Consider the following 15,598-nt stretch of genomic DNA (forward strand, 5'->3'; position numbering starts at 1 on the left):
GGTGAGGTCTGGGTACAGGGGACGCGCTGGGAAGCGTGTCATGTCGGTGCGCCGGGTGCTGACGTCACTGGGGGCCGGGGTCGTCACGGCGGCGGTCGCCTGGCGGCTCGGGGTCCCGGAGTTGTCGCCACTGGTCGGCTGGGGTGTGGCCGCGACGGTGGGCCTGGTCTGGGTGTGGCTGATCAGCTGGCCCAAGGACCACCACGAGACCAAGCGGCTGGCCAAGGACGAGGGCGACGCCCGGTCCACCGACACCGGCGTTCTGATCGGCGCGGTGGCCAGCCTGGGGGCGGTCGCGCTCGCCCTGGTCCGCACCGCCAGTCACACCCCGCTGACGACGGCCCTGGTCATCCTGAGCATGGTGACGGTCATCGTGTCGTGGGGCCTGGTGAACACGGTGTTCGCCTTCAAGTACGCCAGGCTCTACTACGTGGACGAGGACGGCGGCATCGAGTTCGGACAGGAGGATCCTCCGGCGTACAGCGACTTCGCCTACCTCGCGTTCTCGATCGGCGTGACCTTCGGTGTCACCGACAACAGTGTGGTCAGCACGCACATCCGCAAGGTCGCCCTCGCTCATGCCCTGCTGTCCTACTTCTTCAGCACCGGCATCGTCGCGGTGGCCATCAACCTTGTCGTCGACCTGGGCAAGTAGCCCCTGGTCGGGGTGATCTGCCAGCCCCAGGCGCGATGCCGGCTAGCGGGGCGGTCGGCGATCAGCTGCGCTGAGCTGGGCAGATACGGCTCATGAACAACTCAGCGGACAGATCAGGTGCGCCCGGACCTTCGTCTCCGGCCGACGCCGTGGCACACGAGATCGCCCACAAGCCAGGGAACAGCAGGCTGCTGGCCATCCTGGTCGCCGCCGAGCACGGAATCCTCTACCTGGTGTCGTTCGCGCTGCTGGCTCTGGGCGTCGGCATTCTCGCGCTGTTGACGCTCACGATCGTCCAAGGAGGGGCGTCTGGCGCTGAGAAGATCATCGTCATCCTGGAAGAGCTTCTCCTCGTGCTGATCGTGCTGGAGATCTTCGTGACGGTGCAGACCCACCTCGCGGGCGGTCGCCTGCAGTTGGAACCGTTCATCATCGTCGGCATCATCGCGATCATTCGGCACCTCCTGTCGGTGGTCGTCCGGCTGACGATTTCGGTTAACCCGGCAGAGAGCCGCCAGCAGCTCACGGAGCTTGCCATCTACGCGGGGAGCGCCTTCGTACTGGTCGCGGCGCTGGCGCTGGCGCGATGGTCGCACCGGCGGCCTGCCCCGTCCGCCGCCGGGTGCGGCGACTCCAACGCTTCCGCATGAGGGCATGGAGAAGGCAATTTGCTGCTCGGGAACGGAGCGCCCGCCACCCGACGCGGGGAGCCTCACGATAAAGGTGGAAGACGACCCGGAAGCCGCCAGGCGGGGCACCACGTCTGGGAGTGCAGTGATGGTACTTTCCGCCGCGAGGCGATGGCTGGCCCGGTGGGGTGACCGAGTCCCCGGCTCGGGTCGATGGCGGCGGCGTGGGCTGCGCCGCTGGGTGCGGCGTGAGAGGCAGTTGCTGATGCCGACGGTGACGGTCGTCGTCGGCTGCCTGGTGGCATGGTGGGTCTCCACCGAGCTGATCGGCTCACCTCAGCCGGTGCTCGCTCCTACCGGCGTGTTGCTGTCGGTGACGGCGACCGCCTACAGCACCGTGGTCCAGGCCGTTCAGCAAACCGTCGCGGTGCTGGTCGGGCTGGCGGCTGCCATCGGCTTCGTGCAGGTGTTCGGCGCCAACGCCGCCACCATGGTCGTCCTGGTCGCGGTCGCGCTCGTGGTCAGCAGAACCGTCGGCATACCGTGGCAGAACACACAGGCGCCCATCACCGCCCTGCTCGTCTTCACCCTGGGCCGCGAGTACGGCATGGCGCGGCTGCTCGACATTGTCATCGGCGCGCTCGTCGGAGCCACGCTCACCCTGATGATCCCGCCCCGTCACGTGGGCCGGGCGGCCAAGGACATGGCTGACCTGGCCGATGATCTCGCCGACCTCTGCTCCGACCTGGCGGAAGGCGTGAGGCAATCGTGGACCGCGAGCCAGGCGCAGAAATGGCTGGCCCGCGCCAGACGTCTGTCTGCCAGGCTGCGTTCGGCCCACGAGAGCGCCGAACGAGCCAATGAGTCCCTGCGTTTCACCCTGCGTCGGGCGCGAACCCGCCAGCGCCTGCGCCGCATCATGCAGGCTGTCCTATGCCTGGAGCACGCCTGCCTTCAACTGCGCGGGGTCGCCCGCGCCCTCGCCGACCTGGCTGCCGGGGTTCGCGGCCTTCCAGGACAGCGCGAGACCGGCAGTTTCCCCCAGGTCTTCGCCGAGCTGCTGGATGCGATCGGGAAGGCCTACGCCTGTTTCGAGCACCTGCTGGTCGTCCCTGGCAGTGGCGAGGACCTGGTTCACCTGCGCGCCACCATTGCGGAAGGCGAGCGCCTCGAACGCGCCGCCCGCATGCAGATGGCAGAGATCGATCCGCACTCACCCCTCTGGACGTTGTACGGCGCGCTGCTCGACGACTGCGTCCAACTGCGACATGAGGTCGATCCCGACGACGGGCCACATCGCGAGGCCATCCCCCCACGCGCCCGTGAACAAGCGGCCCGGCTCACGTCACGCCGGCGACACTGACCTTCGGCCGTCCAGCAGTTTCACCGCGGCCCGTGCTGAGCGGGTCAGCCCATCTCCTCCAGCTTGCGGCCCTTGGTCTCCCTGATCCACCTGGCGACGAAGATGAAGGACAGCAGCGCCATGACGGCGTACCCGGCGTAGGTGAGCGTGAGATTCCACTCCGCGAGCGCCGGGAACGAGACCGAGATCAGCCAGTTGGCGATCCACTGGGCCGCGGCCGCGAGGCCCAGAGCTGCGGCGCGGATGCGGTTGGGGAACATCTCGCCGAGCAGCACCCACACCACCACTCCCCATGACAGTGCGAAGAACAGCACGAATGCGTTGGCGGCGACGAGCGCGATCAGCCCTTGCGGATTCGGCAGCGTAACCCTGCCGTCGATCCCTCTGGCTGCGCTGAACGCCCATGCCGTGGTGGCCAGCGCGATCGTCATCCCCACCGAGCCGACCAGGAGGAGTGGCTTGCGGCCGATCTTGTCGACCAACGCCATCGCGATCAACGTGCCGATGATGTTGATGATCGAACTGGAGAAGCTGATCAGCAGGGAGTCGCTCTGATTGATGCCGACCGACTGCCACAGTACGGTCGAGTAGTAGAAGATCACGTTGATGCCGACGAACTGCTGGAAGGCTGACAGGGTGATGCCGATCCAGATGATCGGCAGCAGTCCGAGCGCCGGGCCGCGCAGGTCCTTCATCCCCGGCACGCGTTCGGCGTGCACCACGTGCTTGATCTCCGCGATACGCTCGTCGAGATCCACGTCTTCGCCCTCGATCTGCGTCAGCACCTCGCGCACCTGCCGGGTACGGCCCGCCATGATCAGATATCGGGGCGATTCGGGGAGTTTCAGTGCGAGCAGCAGGTACAGCAGGGCAGGGATCGCGCAGGCACCCAGCATCCACTGCCAGGCCTGCAGCGGCCCGAGGTGGTTGCTGACGTTTCCACCGGCGATGCTGGCGATCACATAGTTGACGAGCTGTGAGACGGCGATGCCGAGCACGATGGCCAGCTGCTGGAACGAGCCCAGCCGGCCGCGGTAGGCGGGCGGCGCCACCTCGGCGATGTACGCCGGCACCAGCATTGACGCCATGCCGATCGCGAAACCGGCCACCACTCGCCAGAACGCGAGTTCCCAGAGCGCGAACGGCAGCATCTGCCCGATCGAGCTGACGGCGAACAGCAGCGCCGCCAGCTGCATGGACCTCGTACGCCCCAGCTGGTCGGCCAGCCTTCCGCCCGTCCAGGCGCCCGCGGCCGAGCCCAGCAGCGCGATCGCCACCACGACCCCGGTCTCGACCGGTCCTGCCCGGAAGTGGTGCTGGATACCGACGACCGCGCCGTTGACGACGGCGCTGTCGTACCCGAACAGAAATCCGCCGACGGCCGCGGCCGCCGCGATGAACACCACATGTCCAAGGCGCTCTTGACGAGCCCGATTAGTGATCATGAAAGTTCCCCTTGACGGGGCATACCCACAGGTACTCTGAGTAGCCGACTTGGACCGTTCCGCTACGTGGTGAGGTCGATGACAACCTTGACGTCGTCCCCAGGCTCGAGAGCCTCCAGCGCGCGGTCCAGCGGCACCCGCCGGGTGATCAGCCGTTCGAGCCACCCCCGATCGGCCTCGGCCAAGGCGGTGGCCGCGGCCTCGAAGTGGCGCAGGTTCGCGTTCACCGTGCCGAAGATCACGTCGTTCTCCAGCACGATCTGCTGGTTGATCATCGCGGGGTCCACCCGATGCTCGCGCCCCCCGGACGCGAGCCCGCACAAGCACAGCATGCCCGCCGCCGCATTCATCGTCATGGCTTCGATGACGAGCGTTCCCGCACCAGTGCACTCGATGATGATGTCGGGCTTATGCTCACGGAAATCCGTCAGGGACGTGCCCGAGTGGTAGGTGCCGCCCAGGTCGGACACGAGTCTCGACTTGAGCCCTCCTTCAGGGGCCCGGTCGAGAACGTGCAGTTCAAGCCCCCGCTGTCGCCCCATGAGCGCGGCCAGCAGCCCGATCGGCCCCGCTCCCGTCACCAGCACCATGTGCGGCTCGAACCAGGCCCGCGCACCGATTCTGTCGATCTGCTCCCACGCCTTGGCGACCACGGACATGGGCTCGGTCAGCACGCCGACACTCTCCAGCGACGGATCCAGGCGTACGGCGTACTCAGCCTCGACCGTCCAACGCTCACTTCCGTACCCGTCGAACTCTTTGATGCCGCGCTCGGAATAGCGCCCGTTTCGGCACATGTCGAACTCGCCGTGCAGACACGCGCCGCATGGCACAGGATCGGGACGGCGCACGACACCCGCCACCAGGTCGCCAGGCGCGAATGCCGAACCCGTCGGCGCCTCCAGCACCCGGCCGAGCGACTCGTGCCCGATGACCATCCGGGCCTTGCCCGGCGGCGGCCAGCCGTACACAGCGGCGGCCAGCTCCCTGTCAGTCCCGCAGATGCCCAGGGCCAGCCCTTGGACGAGCAGCTCGCCCGTGCCCGGCTCGGGATCGGGCACCTCCCGTACCTCCAGCGTCCCCTTCTCGCCTGGCGCAAACGTCAGCGCACGCATCTGGCACCACCTCCGGGACTGGTTCCTACCCGTGCCGTCCAGGGGAAAAGTAAGGGGAGAGCCATGACATGACGCTCAACACCCTGCGGCGTATGTCCTCCAGTCGCAGCGCCACTGACTGGGCACACCTCATGAAGGTGATGGGGAAGTTGCTCAACGCTGCCGACCTGGACGCAATCGGTGGGGCGGAGATCAAGCGGGCGGCCCGGCAGGACGGGACGGAGAAGGCTCTGGCCGGTTACGTCATCTTGAACGCTGTGCGCGCCGTGGCAGAGCCTGGTGTGGCCCGATCTCCGTCTGGTGCCGCAGCATTCCGGTCACGCAACCGCCTCAGTCGCGATCTGATCGCCCCTTCGCTACGCTCAAGCGCCGCGGCGATGGCCTTGACCGAGGCCCCTGGCTGGGACGCGAGTTGCTGCAGTTCGTCGTCCTGCTCATCGGTCCAGCCTCGATATGCCGCAGCGTGCGCGTGTCTCTGTTGCTCGACTAGCGAGACGGCGCTTTCGTTCGCCTGAGCGCATCGTCCCTTCAGAAGTCTGATCAGATCAATCAACAAACCGAGGTCGGTCACGGGCAGGCTGCCGCTCAAGTCCGCCACCTGTTCTCCGTCGGCGCCTCTCCCGTTGAGCTCGATCGTCAGTCGACCGTCCGCCGTACGGCCGGCGGCCAGAACATAGCGCCGGTCGTGCTGTGTCAGTTCCACGCACAGAAGGTTGTCCGAGGCGCTGTCCAATGCTCCTCCTGTCGGTAGCGCTGTCGCATCTCCTCTTCGTTGTCGCGAGAAGGACGCGCCTGACCGTTGAGCGCAATTTTCGCACACACTATCGGATGGCGTTGAGGTGGTCGCTGAGTTCGGCGGTGCTGGTTTGTGGTGTCCGGCCGGCAGCGTGCGGACAAGCCCTGGGTCAAAGGGGAGTTACGCGTCCTTCTCGTCCCGCCGGCCGCCGGGTTCAGGATGATAGGCGTAAGCGGCGGCCCGTACCGTGTCCTCGTCCTCCAGCCCGGAGCCGATCGTGCCGCCGACGGTGGCCAGCGAGCTGATGATCCAGGCCAGGTTCAAATAGTCGATGAGATCGACCGGCCGCTGCAGGCTCTGTTCCAGTATGGATGTGTCGATCAGCAGCGCCGCGACGAGTGCCGTTCCGGCGAACAGCACCACATAGGACACCGCGGCGGTCAGGGCGAGGGTGAGGATCGTGACCAGGTTGAACAGCCGGGCCAGCTCAGCCGATGTCTCCCGGTCCGGTTTCTCCCAGAGGTCGTGCGCCACGATCAGCCAGGTCACCAGGGCGATTAGCCCGAGAAGCATGATCACGGTGAGGCGGAGTCCGCCGAGGGCATCGCCCATCTCCCAGATGGTGTTGGTGGTGAGGGCGAATGCGGCCGTGGCGAAGGCGCCGGCCAGCAGTTTGGACAGGCCCAGTAGAGCGCGCCCCGGGCGGTTGGCCCGGACCATTCCGGTCACCAGTCGCATCCGTCCCGTCAGCCACGAGGCGACGTAGCCCACTTCTCCGGCATCGGCCTCACCGACCACCCCATGAATGGCGGCGACCTGGTTGGTCAGCTCGGCCGGTGTCCGGCCGGGCGGCACCCGCTCTTGGGAAGCGTCAGTGAGGAGCCGGCTCACGAGGCCCGGGATGACTGCGCGGAGCGCTCGCAGCTGGCCCAGCCCCAGCGCGGGCAAGGACACTATCGCGACTCGGCGCCGGGCCGACGTCTGCGCGACCAGCGGCACCCGCTCGGTGCGCAGCGGCAGGTCGGTCAGGCAGATCGCGACGTCCCAATGGGCGTCGGCGCGCCGGCGGGCGAGATCGTCCAGCAGCGCCTCAACGCCGTCGTCGCGCCGCGGAGCCACTTCACCCCAGCCTTCCCGGATGGTCCACCGCACGTCCGGGTTCACCCGCTCGGCGAGTCGGTCCGCCAGTTCGGCGGTGAGGTGCGCGACCAGTTGTGCCGGGTAGTCCGGCGGGGCCGCGACGAGCCCGACGACGATCTCCGGCCGATCCTGATCACTGGTGACCATGGGCGCTCCTCGCCGGTAGCCGGGCGGGATTCCGCCAGTGACTACCCGTAGTCGCGCGATGCATGCGAAGGCGTCGGGTCGTGCTCTCATGGCCGTTGAACAGGTGGCCTTCGGCTGAGACGTCGCTGACGGACCGTGACCGGCTCGACATGGACAAGCCGTTGCACGCGCAATTTGTGCGACCGCCCACGCACACCGCCTGGCGTTGTTCGGCCGTCAGCAGGTCCGGCGCGGAATGTGAACCCGTCGTGGACGGCCATCCACACGGCGTGCACCTTTCGTGCATGAATCCGCTGGTGTTATCGGTTTTGCCCGGGGCACGGGACGGTGGACGCGGGGGCGTTGAGCAGACCAGGGCCGCCTGCGGCGTACGCACATTCCATCGCAAGCTGTGTGAGGACGCATGATGACCGACAAACTCGCCCGCGCGCTCGGGTGGACCAGTCTCGGGCTGGGCGTGGCGCAACTGGCGGCACCCAGGGTCGTGACCCGCCTGTGCGGCGTCGATGACGCGCCCGGGGCTACGACCGCCGCCAGACTCGTCGGCGGGCGCGAACTCCTGCACGCTGCTTTGCTGCTCGGCGCCAGGAACCCCGCCCAGTGGGCGTGGACCAGGGCCGCCGGCGACATGATGGACCTCGGAGTCCTCGGCAGGGCCGCCGCCGATCGCGCGGGCGCCCGCCGCACCCGCGCGCTGGCCGCGCTGGGCGCCGTCGCCGGGATCACCGCCCTCGACCTCGCCTGCGCCCGGGGCAGTGCCGCCAGGGCCAAGGGGCCGCTGCAGGTGCGCGCCTCCATCACCATCAACAGGCCGCGCGATGAGGTTTACCGCTTCTGGCGGGAGCTGGAGAACCTGCCCCGTTTCATGGCGCATCTGGACTCGGTGCGCACCATCAACCAGCGCCGCTCCCGCTGGAAGGCCAAAGGCCCGATCGTCGACCTGGAGTGGGAGGCCGAGATCATCGACGAGCGGGCCGGCGACCTGATCGCCTGGCGGTCGATGCCCGGCACCGGTGTCTCCACCGCCGGCCTCGTCGGCTTCACCGACGGCCCCGGCGGGCGCGGCACCGTCGTGGACGTCTCGCTGGAGTACGGCGTGCCCGGCCGCAAGGTCGCCGCCGCCGTTGCCCGGATGCTCGGTAAGCACCCCGAGCAGCAGGTCCGCGACGACCTGCGCCGCTTCAAGCAGGTCATGGAGACCGGCGAGGTGCTCCGCTCCGAGGGCAGCCCCGAGGGCCACCGCGCCCTGCGCCAGCTCCACCAGCGTCCCGCACAACCGATCGGAGGACGGGCATGAGAGCCAACGTGTGGGCGGGCCGCAACCGCCTGGAGATCCAGGACGTTCCCGACCCGCAGATTCTCAACTCGCGCGACGCGATCGTCCGCGTCACCTCCACCGCGATCTGCGGTTCCGACCTGCACCTGGTGGACGGCTACATCCCGACCGTCAAGAAGGGCGACGTGCTCGGCCACGAGTTCATGGGCGAGGTCGTCGAGGTCGGCTCAGGCGTGGGCAACCTGCACGTCGGCGACCGCGTCGTGGTGCCGTTCCCGATCGCCTGCGGGGCCTGCTTCGCCTGCCAGGACGGCCTGTACTCGGTCTGCGAGAACTCCAACCCCAACGCCGGGATGGCCGAGAAGCTGATGGGCCACAGCCCGGCCGGCATCTTCGGCTACTCCCACATGCTGGGCGGTTTCGCCGGTGGGCAGGCCGAGTACGTGCGCGTCCCGTTCGCCGACGTCGGCCCGGTCAAGATCGAGGACGACCTGCCGGACGAAAAGGTACTGTTCCTGTCGGACATCTTCCCCACCGGCTTCATGGGCGCGGAGATGTGCGACATCAAGCCGGGCCAGACGATCGCGATCTGGGGCGCGGGGCCGGTCGGGCAGTTCGCCGCGGCCAGCGCGTTCCTGCTCGGCGCCGACCGGGTCATTGTCATCGACCGCTTCCCGTACCGGCTCAGGCGGGTCCAGCGGACCGGCGCCGAGATTCTCAACTATGAGGAGGTGAACGTGCTGGAGGCGCTGCGCGACATGACCGGTGGGCGCGGCCCGGACGCCTGCATCGACGCCGTCGGTATGGAGGCCCACCACCCGACGCCGGCCATGTACGCCTACGATCGCACCAAGCAGGCCGCCCGGATGGAGACCGAGCGCCCCTACGTGCTGCGCGAGGCCATCATGGCCTGCCGCAATGGCGGCGTGGTGTCCGTTATCGGCGTCTACGGCGGATTCGTGGACAAGTTCCCGATGGGCACCGTCATGAACCGGTCGCTGACCATCCGCACCGGCCAGTGCCACGTGCAGCGCTACACGGAGCCGCTGCTGCACCGGATCCGCGCGGGCGAGATCGATCCCAGCTTCGTCATCTCGCACCGAATGCCGCTGAGCGAGGCACCGCACGCGTTCGAGCTGTTCAAGAACAAGCAGGACGAGTGCAACAAGGTGGTCCTCACGCCGTAGCGCTAGCTTTTGCCGTTGACAGTCAGTTCCACTCGATGACCAAGCCTCGTTTGAGGACGTGGAAGCCACGGGTTTCGGGGTCGCGATGGACAACCTCGGCGCTGACTCCGAGAGTGGCGGCGTGTTCGGCGAACTGGTTCTTGAAACCGGTGTCGACCCAGGTCGCAGCCAGGGTGGGGGAGGCGCCCTTGGCCTGGTCGAGGACCTGGATGCCGGCCCGGTTCTCCGAGACGGAGGCGGCGCAGACGACCACGGCGAGGAGCAGGCCGAGGACATCGGTGGCTACGCTCCGCTTGCGCCCGACGATCTTCTTCGCGGCGTCCGTGCCCTGTGTGGCGGTCGGCGGGTTGGTGGAGGTTTTGATCGTTTGGGTGTCGATGACTGCCGCGGTGGGTTCGGAGTCACGTCCTTCCTTGGCGCGGGCCAGGCCGGTGAGGTCGTAGTTGAGCTGGGCGAAGATGCCCTCATCGCGCCAGGCGGCGTAGGAGGAGTAGACGGTGCCGTGGGGTGGGAAGTCGTGCGGGAGGTAGGTCCAGGCGATGCCGGTCCGGTTCAGGTACAAGATCGCGTTGAAGACGTCTCGCAGATCAGTGGGCGCGGGCGCGCCGGTGGGACGGCGATCGAGCCGGGCCCGCCGCCAGGCGGTGAGGGTCGGTTCGATTAAGGCCCAGCGGGCGTCGGAGATGTCGGAACGGTACGGGCGTCGGGGGTTCATATCCGACCCATACATCCAGCCCTCCGTAACGCCTGGCATCCGCCGGAACATGACGCGTCCAGGGCATCTCTACGCCAGACGGAATCGGGAGCGGCTCGTCTCACGAAACAGACATCGAGGAGAGCCCACCCAGACTCGCATATGCATAGCTGCTTCGCGAAGCGCGCGAATCGCTCGACAAGGATTACAGGGCAGGCTGTCACAGAACATCCCCTCTCATCTCCACTGCCCTGCAGTCAGGGATCAGCTCATCCGCGTTCGAAGACCAGACGAACGTGGACGACCTCGTCACCAGCATCACCCAGTACGTGACACAGAATCCCCGCTCCGCTCGACCAGTGCTGCCGACTCCTTCTGACGACGCCACCCCCTGATGGCACCGCGCGGAGCTCGAGTTTCGGACGCCCGCCCCGCGCTTTGAGAGACGCCACACACGTGAACCACCGTCGCATCACCGCCTGCTCGGCCCGGCCATGACGACACTGGCCTGACACCCCAACGAGTACTCCGACCAGGCGCCGGCCCTGCTGAAGGCAGGCGGGCCGTCTTCCCCTTCCGGCGTCGCAGCCTGCGGCACGGCTTCCCGCCCTTGCAACCGTGTTCTCGCCCTGGCTCCGCCGCCCTGGTGGGCGAGTTGTGGCCTGGTTCAGAGATCTTTTGCTGGCGCAAAACATCTTCAACCAGGCCACAACCACACGGTTGCGAGGGCAGTCCGCCGCACCGCCGACGGCTCCCTGCCGGAAGGGCACACGACGGCCCCGCCACCCTCACGGGTGTCCGTCGCCCTTCCGGCAGCCCATCAGCCGTATCGCCCAGGAGCTGCCATGAACCTGCTCGCCCAGCCTGGCCTGGTGCCCCCCACGACGCCCTCTCTTCCAGCAGAGTCGCAGCCGTCGATCGCCATCGTCGGCGGCTCGATCACCGGCCCCACCCTCGCTCTGCTTCTGCGCCGGGCGGGCTTCACCCGCGTGTCCGTACTGGAGGCATCGCCATCGCCATTCGCCCAGGCCGGAGGCGTCATCGGCCTGGACCACGCTTCGCTCGCCACCCTGGAAACACTCGGCATCTCCCAAGCCGAGCTGGCGCCCTTTCCCAGCGAACGCGTCACCGCAATCCACATCGTCGACCGTCAGGAGACCAGCCGCGTCCACTCCGTCTATCCCGGCCGCAACACCGCCTGGCACGTCCTCAACTCCGCTTTGCTGAACCGGCTGCCGGACACGTGGCTCCGCACCGGAAACGGAGTGCGGTCGATGAGCATCGCGGGCAGCGGACAGGCCCTCCTGGACCTCGCCGACCGAACCAGTATCACCGCCGACCTCGTCGTCTTCGCCGACGGCCGGCGATCCATCGGCCGCCGCCTGCTGGACCCGTCGCGCCCCCTGCACTACGCCGGTTACGTCGCCTGGCGCGGCCAACTGACCGGCAACCGGGCCGGCATCCAGGACTACACGCGCCTAGAAGCGCACGGGAGTGCCTTCCACATGTTCCCCATTGTCCGCAAGAACGGCGACACCGGCCTCGACTGGACCTTCTACCTCAATATGTCGAGCGAGGTGTTCTCCCGCCTGCTGGGCGGCGACCCTACCCAGCGCACTTTCATCCGGCCACACCACGTCTCACCCATGGCCAGCGAGGAAGTCATCAGCCGGGCTTATCAGCTCTTTCCCGAGGCGGTGGCAGACACCATCTCGGCCACCACCGATTGGTACGCGACACCCATCCTTGACATCAACCCACCCCAGCAGATGGTTTACCCCCTCGGGGCCGCCCACGCCGTCCTGCTCGCAGATGCCCTGGCCCCGGTACGGCCCAACACCGCACAGGGCGCCAACAACGGCATCGAACAAGACCGCGCCCTGGCCATCGCACTCGGCCAGCACCTCCACCACGGCGCTGACCTGAACGCCGCCCTGGACCATTGGCAGCGGCGCCTCCTGCCCTCCGTACACCGCGCACTACAAGAAGGCCCACAACTCAGCGCGGCCCTCGGCCTCGGCTTGCCTCTAGCCGACCCGGTGCCAGCCTGACCTGGCACCACCGGCCCAGTCCGAGGCATCGGTCTGGGCCGGTACGTCCGCCCGCCATCGACTCCAGCGCCGGCGGCGATCGGAACGACCGTCCTGAACCATCTGAGCGGCGACCAGGATGGCTCGCGTCGGCCGCCACCTCAGTTCCCGCTCGGCCGCAAGACCCCATGTCCGGCCGAGCCGCCGTGGGCTGCCCCCTATCGCCGCGTCTGCCAGCAGATTCTCACCGTTTCGACAACGTCCGCGCCGAGCTCGAAATTGCTCCGCAACCCCGAGCGCATTCATAGATATAACGAGCGCAGGCAGGGACATGAGTCCGGCAAGAACGGTGGCGAGCGCGGCCCACCACTGGACGTTCCAATGGACATTGCGCAGCTTGCCCTTCGGCCTGGACTGTGCCCTCCGCGCGACGTTGCGGATGGAGCGGGCCGAGGGCCGGACGGCGCGCCCCGAGGCGTGAGCGTGTTGCCCACCCCGTTCTCTCGAGCCATGCGCCGTTCTTGGAAACACATTGGAGCGGGCCGAACAACGTCCAGGCCCTTGGCAGAGGAGAAGATCGGCGTTGTGTGTAGTGAGGGATCGCCAGTCCTCGTGCTCGTCGGGTCGAGTCGAGTACTGCAGCAGGTGCAGGGCGAGTTCAGGCGTAGTCGCTGCCGTAGAGCAGCCGGTCCGGCCCGGCGACACCGGCGAGTGCGGCGATCTGCTGCTTCGACGGCATGCCGGCGAGGTCGTAGGAGAACCGGTCGAGCGTCTCGGTGACCGTGCTTCGGCCGGCCAACTCGCCGCTGATCGTACGGAACGCTTCGACGCGCTCGGTGAGCAGTGGCAGCATCCCGCCGAGATGGGGGACGATCAGGCGGATGCGGGAGAACCTCGTCGCCGCGCCGCTGAGGATGAAGTCGATGACCGTACGGGCGGTCTCGAACAGGAACCCGATCATCGGCGGGGGTCATCCTGACGACAGTGCCTCGTGTCCTGGGCGGGTGTTCGGGTGCAGCAGGACGACCGCGGCACGGCGGTCGAGTTTGGCGAGCACCGGGACGAGCCGTTCGTCGGCGGGCCGGATCCCGGCGTGGTTGGACAGTAGCGCCACACCGTCGGCTCCGAGTTCGTCGAAGCAGTAGGCGACACGTCGGGCAGCGGCAGGGTGGCGAACTGCCCGAACCGGTCTGGGTGGTCTCGTACGGTTTGGGCGCAGAACTCGTTGATCTCGCGCGACAGTCGGCGAGCGGCACGGTCGTCACCGAAGTGGACCCCTGGCGTGGACAGCTACAGCATCGCCTTGGCGATACCGGGATGTGGTGCCGACATCAGATCCGTCCAAGGCGGCCGCCGCGCCGTCCCGAAAGCGGGCGAGGCGATGATCGACCGGGCCTTCGCCGTGCTGCGCGCTTTCGACGCTGGGCACCGCGTCCTGTCGCTGGCGGGTCTCGTCCAGCGGACTGGACTGCCGCACAGCACCGCGCTACGCCTGGCCCGCAAGCTGACCGAGGCCGGGGCGCTGGAGCGCCTCGACGACGGCCACTACGTCATCGGGCTGCGGCTGCTGGAGATCGCCTCCCTCACCCCACGCGGGCACGGGCTGCGGGCCGTGGCGATGCCCTACCTGGAGGACCTCTTTCACGTCACCCACCAGCACATCCTGCTCGCGGTCCGGGACGGCGACACGGCCACGCTCGTGGAGCGGCTGTCTGCGCACAACGCGGGCCCCGCGCTCTTCCGGGTCGGCGGCCGTATGACCCTGCCCGGAACCGGCGTCGGCATGGTCCTGCTGGCCCACGCCCCCGCCGATGTCCAGGAGCACATCCTTGAACGCTTCAAGCCAGGGCAGAGCTACGACGTGAGCACCGCCGAGAGCCTGCGCCGTGCCCTGGCCGAGGTCAGACGGGGCGGCTACGCCATGGGGAGCAAGTCCGGGCCCCAGCCGCACACCACGGCGGCGCCGGTCCGCGACGCGGATGGCGTGGTCGCCGCCGTGTCCGTGGTGGCGCCGAGTGCCGATTTTGACGCGGTGATCTACGTACCCGCCGTCCGCGCCACCGCGCGTGCCATCTCGCGCGCGCTGAACGACACCCGCCAGATCGGCTCATGAAAGTTACCGGGTCGGCTGATCGGGCAGACCCCCCCCTCGAAGCCGCACCCAAGGGATACCTCAGAGGCGAGTTAACGCAGGTCTCTTATTCCGCGACAAGCTCATCGCCTGGCGCCTTGACAGCGTCTGAAAATGCTCGATCTCCGTCTGGTGCGGCAGCATCCCGATCGCGCAGCCGTCTCAGCCGCGATCTGATCGCCCCTTCGCTAGGCTCGAGCGCTGCGGCGATGGCCTTGACCGAGGCCCCTGGCTGAGACGCGAGTCGCTGTAGTTCGTCGTCCTGCTCATCGGTCCAGCCGCGATACGCCGCGGCGTGCGCCAGTCTCTGTACTGGAGCTGGCGATTCACCTACGCCGGCTACTGGACCCGGGCGAGCCGCCAACCGGCTCCCGAAGGCGTGCCGCACCTGCGCTCCTACCAACGTCACGTCGCTACGGCTGCATTGGCTTGGGTCCGCCATCACGCTGACGCGATCTCACCCGTACCTAGCGCAAGCTGGACGATGAGGTCTGATCGACGGCAGGGGGCAGCCGGCGAACGCTGAGGCGCTTCATCGGTGGCCCCCTCTGCTCACATCCTGCGGTTGAGCAGCCACCCCGTGTTCCGGTTCAGTCACCCTCGCAGGCGTCCGGTCGTCGCGCAACCGAGCGGCTGATCTCGCGCGGCAAGATCTTTTCCGCGCGGAACCCACCGGCTCCGCCGGCGCCTTCCTCTACCGCGCGGAAAACATCTTTCTCCCGCGAGGCCGCTCGGTTGCACTCCTCCCTACCGCCTGCGCGGACTCCCGCACCGGAACACGCAGCGGCCGCCCACCCGGAGCCGCGTACGGAAGGGAGCCACCGATGAAGCGCCTCACGCTCGGGATCCGCCTCTACACCACCGACCTCACCGCCTGCATCCGCTGCGGCGACGCGATCCGGCTGCGGGACAGCTGGCCGCTGAACGGCGGTGGCCGAATTTGCCCGAGATGTGTAAGCGAAGCCGTCGAAGCGCACCGCCTGGCGGAAGCCGCCGACCGCACGACTCAGTCCTAGCTGGAGCGTAGGGGCGGGCGACTCTCGCCCCTAC

At 68.0% G+C, this 15,598-nt stretch carries 14 protein-coding genes and 1 pseudogene; 8 read left to right on the forward strand and 7 right to left on the reverse strand.

The features are described from left to right. Positions 1 to 40: 40 nt before the first annotated feature. The 3 genes from AB0C28_RS24125 to AB0C28_RS24135 all read left to right on the forward strand — a co-directional run bounded on the left by AB0C28_RS24125 (position 41) and on the right by AB0C28_RS24135 (position 2,647). Positions 41 to 655 (forward strand): DUF1345 domain-containing protein, encoded by a 615-nt coding sequence (locus tag AB0C28_RS24125; RefSeq protein WP_358077471.1) that lies wholly within the window; start codon positions 41 to 43, stop codon positions 653 to 655. Positions 656 to 804: 149 nt separating this feature from the next. Next, positions 805 to 1,305, forward strand: a complete 501-nt coding sequence (locus tag AB0C28_RS24130; protein WP_358077474.1) for a phosphate-starvation-inducible PsiE family protein — start codon at positions 805 to 807, stop codon at positions 1,303 to 1,305. Between the two features lie 244 nt (positions 1,306 to 1,549). Then, positions 1,550 to 2,647, forward strand: coding sequence for a hypothetical protein (locus AB0C28_RS24135; RefSeq protein ID WP_358077477.1), 1,098 nt, complete (start codon positions 1,550 to 1,552; stop codon positions 2,645 to 2,647). Positions 2,648 to 2,691: 44 nt separating this feature from the next. Here AB0C28_RS24135 and AB0C28_RS24140 read toward each other — a convergent pair whose 3' ends face one another. The 4 genes from AB0C28_RS24140 to AB0C28_RS24155 all read right to left on the reverse strand — a co-directional run bounded on the left by AB0C28_RS24140 (position 2,692) and on the right by AB0C28_RS24155 (position 7,230). Continuing rightward, on the reverse strand, positions 2,692 to 4,092 hold the full coding sequence (locus tag AB0C28_RS24140; RefSeq protein WP_358077480.1) for a sugar porter family MFS transporter: 1,401 nt from the start codon (positions 4,090 to 4,092) through the stop codon (positions 2,692 to 2,694). A gap of 62 nt (positions 4,093 to 4,154) precedes the next feature. Further along, positions 4,155 to 5,207, reverse strand: coding sequence for a glucose 1-dehydrogenase (locus AB0C28_RS24145; RefSeq protein WP_358077483.1), 1,053 nt, complete (start codon positions 5,205 to 5,207; stop codon positions 4,155 to 4,157). 238 nt (positions 5,208 to 5,445) lie between these two features. Then, on the reverse strand, positions 5,446 to 5,910 hold the full coding sequence (locus AB0C28_RS24150) for a hypothetical protein (protein WP_358077486.1): 465 nt from the start codon (positions 5,908 to 5,910) through the stop codon (positions 5,446 to 5,448). Between the two features lie 213 nt (positions 5,911 to 6,123). Continuing rightward, positions 6,124 to 7,230 carry a hypothetical protein gene (locus AB0C28_RS24155; RefSeq protein ID WP_358077489.1) on the reverse strand — a complete coding sequence of 369 codons (1,107 nt, stop codon included), beginning with the start codon at positions 7,228 to 7,230 and terminating at the stop codon, positions 6,124 to 6,126. A 403-nt stretch (positions 7,231 to 7,633) separates the two neighbouring features. Here AB0C28_RS24155 and AB0C28_RS24160 point away from each other — a divergent pair, with 403 nt between their 5' ends. Then, positions 7,634 to 8,527 (forward strand): SRPBCC family protein, encoded by an 894-nt coding sequence (locus AB0C28_RS24160; protein WP_358077492.1) that lies wholly within the window; start codon positions 7,634 to 7,636, stop codon positions 8,525 to 8,527. After that, positions 8,524 to 9,693 carry a zinc-dependent alcohol dehydrogenase gene (locus tag AB0C28_RS24165; RefSeq protein WP_358077495.1) on the forward strand — a complete coding sequence of 390 codons (1,170 nt, stop codon included), beginning with the start codon at positions 8,524 to 8,526 and terminating at the stop codon, positions 9,691 to 9,693. Before AB0C28_RS24160 ends, AB0C28_RS24165 begins: the two co-directional genes overlap by 4 nt. 31 nt (positions 9,694 to 9,724) lie before the next feature. Here the strand turns inward: AB0C28_RS24165 and AB0C28_RS24170 are convergent. Further along, positions 9,725 to 10,408: pseudogene (locus tag AB0C28_RS24170) on the reverse strand (IS5 family transposase); the annotation flags it as partial. 824 nt (positions 10,409 to 11,232) lie between these two features. Here AB0C28_RS24170 and AB0C28_RS24175 point away from each other — a divergent pair. Continuing rightward, positions 11,233 to 12,438: an FAD-dependent monooxygenase gene (locus tag AB0C28_RS24175; RefSeq protein ID WP_358077498.1), complete on the forward strand. Its 1,206-nt coding sequence runs from the start codon at positions 11,233 to 11,235 to the stop codon at positions 12,436 to 12,438. Between the two features lie 637 nt (positions 12,439 to 13,075). Here the strand turns inward: AB0C28_RS24175 and AB0C28_RS24180 are convergent. Together AB0C28_RS24180 and AB0C28_RS24185 are read right to left on the reverse strand one after the other, a co-directional pair. Beyond that, positions 13,076 to 13,378 carry an amidohydrolase family protein gene (locus AB0C28_RS24180; RefSeq protein ID WP_358077501.1) on the reverse strand — a complete coding sequence of 101 codons (303 nt, stop codon included), beginning with the start codon at positions 13,376 to 13,378 and terminating at the stop codon, positions 13,076 to 13,078. Between the two features lie 9 nt (positions 13,379 to 13,387). Next, complete coding sequence (locus AB0C28_RS24185) at positions 13,388 to 13,531, reverse strand: hypothetical protein (protein WP_358077504.1); 144 nt, start codon at positions 13,529 to 13,531, stop codon at positions 13,388 to 13,390. 168 nt (positions 13,532 to 13,699) lie between these two features. On the opposite strand from AB0C28_RS24185, the gene AB0C28_RS24190 reads away from it, so the two are divergent. Both AB0C28_RS24190 and AB0C28_RS24195 read left to right on the forward strand, forming a co-directional pair. Next, positions 13,700 to 14,530: an IclR family transcriptional regulator gene (locus AB0C28_RS24190; RefSeq protein ID WP_358077507.1), complete on the forward strand. Its 831-nt coding sequence runs from the start codon at positions 13,700 to 13,702 to the stop codon at positions 14,528 to 14,530. An 842-nt stretch (positions 14,531 to 15,372) separates the two neighbouring features. Next, positions 15,373 to 15,564, forward strand: a complete 192-nt coding sequence (locus AB0C28_RS24195; protein ID WP_358077510.1) for a hypothetical protein — start codon at positions 15,373 to 15,375, stop codon at positions 15,562 to 15,564. Positions 15,565 to 15,598: the final 34 nt, after the last annotated feature.

Source organism: Nonomuraea sp. NPDC048892, from assembly GCF_040649735.1.
GTDB lineage: Bacteria > Actinomycetota > Actinomycetes > Streptosporangiales > Streptosporangiaceae > Nonomuraea > Nonomuraea maheshkhaliensis.